The sequence below is a fragment of the Kitasatospora sp. NRRL B-11411 genome (genome assembly GCF_000721345.1).
In the GTDB taxonomy this organism is placed as follows: domain Bacteria; phylum Actinomycetota; class Actinomycetes; order Streptomycetales; family Streptomycetaceae; genus Kitasatospora; species Kitasatospora cineracea.
Genome location: NZ_JOGH01000258.1, coordinates 1 through 2,374 on the forward strand (window position 1 = coordinate 1; position 2,374 = coordinate 2,374).

At 72.1% G+C, this 2,374-nt stretch carries 1 protein-coding gene and 1 pseudogene; both read left to right on the forward strand.

Going from position 1 to position 2,374, the window contains the following annotated elements; genetic code table 11:
- Positions 1-508, forward strand: a pseudogene (locus IH44_RS0139685) (exopolyphosphatase); the annotation flags it as partial.
- A complete protein-coding gene (locus IH44_RS0139690; RefSeq protein WP_030464718.1) occupies positions 505-2,103 on the forward strand; it encodes an acyl-CoA carboxylase subunit beta in 1,599 nt (532 codons plus the stop codon). The pseudogene IH44_RS0139685 and the gene IH44_RS0139690, both read left to right, overlap by 4 nt.
- The last annotated feature ends 271 nt before the right edge of the window (positions 2,104-2,374 follow it).

The following is a 2,374-nucleotide window of genomic DNA, read 5'->3' on the forward strand; positions in this document are numbered from 1 at the left end:
GGCCGCCACCCTCCACCGCCAACTCCCGCTGCCCGCACCGGAACTGCCGCCACCCCCGGAGCCCGGACCGACCCGCCGCGCCCCGCTCGGCCTGATCGCCGGAGCCCGCAGCGGCGACAAGGGCGGCGACGCCAACCTCGGCGTCTGGGCCCGCGACGAGGCCGGATGGCGCTGGCTCGCCCACACCCTCACCACCGCCAGGCTGCGCGAACTCCTGCCCGAAACAGCCGGGTTGGAGATCGAACGGCACCTGCTCCCGAACCTCCGGGCGGTCAACTTCACCCTCCACGGCCTGCTCGGCGAAGGCGTTGCCGCCCAGGCCAGGTTCGACCCGCAGGCCAAGGCGCTGGGGGAGTGGCTGCGCTCCCGCCACCTCGACCTCCCCGCCGCCCTCCTCCCGCCGGCCCCGCCTCCCGCCCCGCAACTCCCCACCACCCCAACCTCCGCCCCGCGACTCCCCACCACCACCCCGCCCGCCCGGCCCGAGCCCCCGGAGGCCCCGCTGTGACCGTCCTGCCCACCCGGCTCGACCCGGACGCCCCCGAGTACGCGGCCAACCGCGCCGCGATGCTGACCCGACTCGCCGAACTGGACACCGAACACGCCAAGGCCCTGGCCGGCGGCGGCCCCAAGTACCTGGAACGCCACCGCAGTCGGGGCAAACTCGCGGCCCGCGAACGGATCGAGCTGCTGCTCGACCCCGACTCGCCGTTCCTCGAACTCTCCCCGCTCGCCGCCTGGGGCAGCCCGTACCAGGTCGGCGCGGCCCTGGTCACCGGCATCGGCACGGTGGCCGGCACCGAGTGCGTCATCACCGCCAACGACCCCACCGTGCGCGGCGGTTCGTCCAACCCGTGGACGCTGCGCAAGGCCCTGCGGGCCAACGAGATCGCCCTGCGCAACCGGCTCCCGCTGATCAACCTAGTTGAGTCCGGCGGCGCCGACCTGCCCAGCCAGAAGGAGATCTTCATCCCGGGCGGCGCCCTGTTCCGCGACCTGACCAGGCTGTCGGCGGCCGGAATCCCCACCGTGGCCGTGGTGTTCGGCAACTCCACGGCGGGCGGCGCGTACGTGCCCGGGATGTCCGACCACGTGATCATGGTCAAGGAACGGGCCAAGGTGTTCCTCGGCGGCCCCCCGCTGGTGAAGATGGCCACCGGCGAGGAGTCCGACGACGAGTCGCTCGGCGGCGCCGAGATGCACGCCCGCACCTCCGGCCTCGCCGACCACCTCGCCCTCGACGAGCCCGACGCCCTCCGCCTGGCCCGCCGCGTGGTCCACCGCCTGCACTGGCGCAAGTCCGGCCCCGCGCCCGCGCGTTGCCCCGAACCGCCGAAGTACCCGGAGGACGACCTGCTCGGCATCGTCCCCGGCGACCTCAAGGCCCCCTTCGACCCGCGTGAGGTGATCGCCCGGATCGTCGACGCCTCCGACTTCGACGAGTTCAAACCCCGCTATGGCACCAGCCTCACCACCGGCTGGGCCACCCTGCTCGGCCACCCCGTCGGCATCCTGGCCAACGCCCAGGGGGTGCTGTTCAGCCAGGAGTCCCAGAAGGCCGCCCAGTTCATCCAACTCGCCAACCAGCTGGACCGCCCGCTGCTCTTCCTGCACAACACCACCGGCTACATGGTCGGCCGGGAGTACGAACAGGGCGGCATCATCAAGCACGGCGCCATGATGATCAACGCCGTGGCCAACAGCACCGTCCCCCACCTGTCCGTCCTGATGGGCGCCTCCTACGGCGCCGGCCACTACGGCATGTGCGGCCGCGCCTACGACCCCCGCTTCCTGTTCACCTGGCCGAGCGCCAAATCCGCCGTCATGGGCCCCCAGCAACTCGCCGGCGTCCTCTCCCTGGTCGCCCGCCAATCCGCCGCCGCCAAGGGCCAGCCCTACGACGAGGAAACCGACGCCACCATCCGCGCCGCCGTCGAGCAGCAGATCGAAGCCGAATCCCTCCCGATCTTCCTCTCCGGCCGCCTCTACGACGACGGAGTGATCGACCCCCGCGACACCCGCACCATCCTCGGCCTCTGCCTCTCCGCCATCCACAGCGCCCCGATCGAGGGCGCCCGCGGCTACGGCATCTTCCGCATGTGACGCCCACTCACCACCGTTACACCCCCTAACTTCCGCTCGCCTCCCCGCTCCCGGCAGGCCCTCTCGCTTTCGTTACACCCTCTAACTCCCGTTAACCCTTTCTGCCCCCACCTGCCCTCCTGGCTCCCGCTGCACCCACTAGCTATCGCTAGACCCTCTCACGCCTGCTAATGGCCCTCACGCCCACTGGACCCCCTCGCGCTCGCCCACCCCCTCACGCTCACTTGCCCCTCTCACCCGACCTCGCCCTCACCCTGCCCCCGCCCCACCC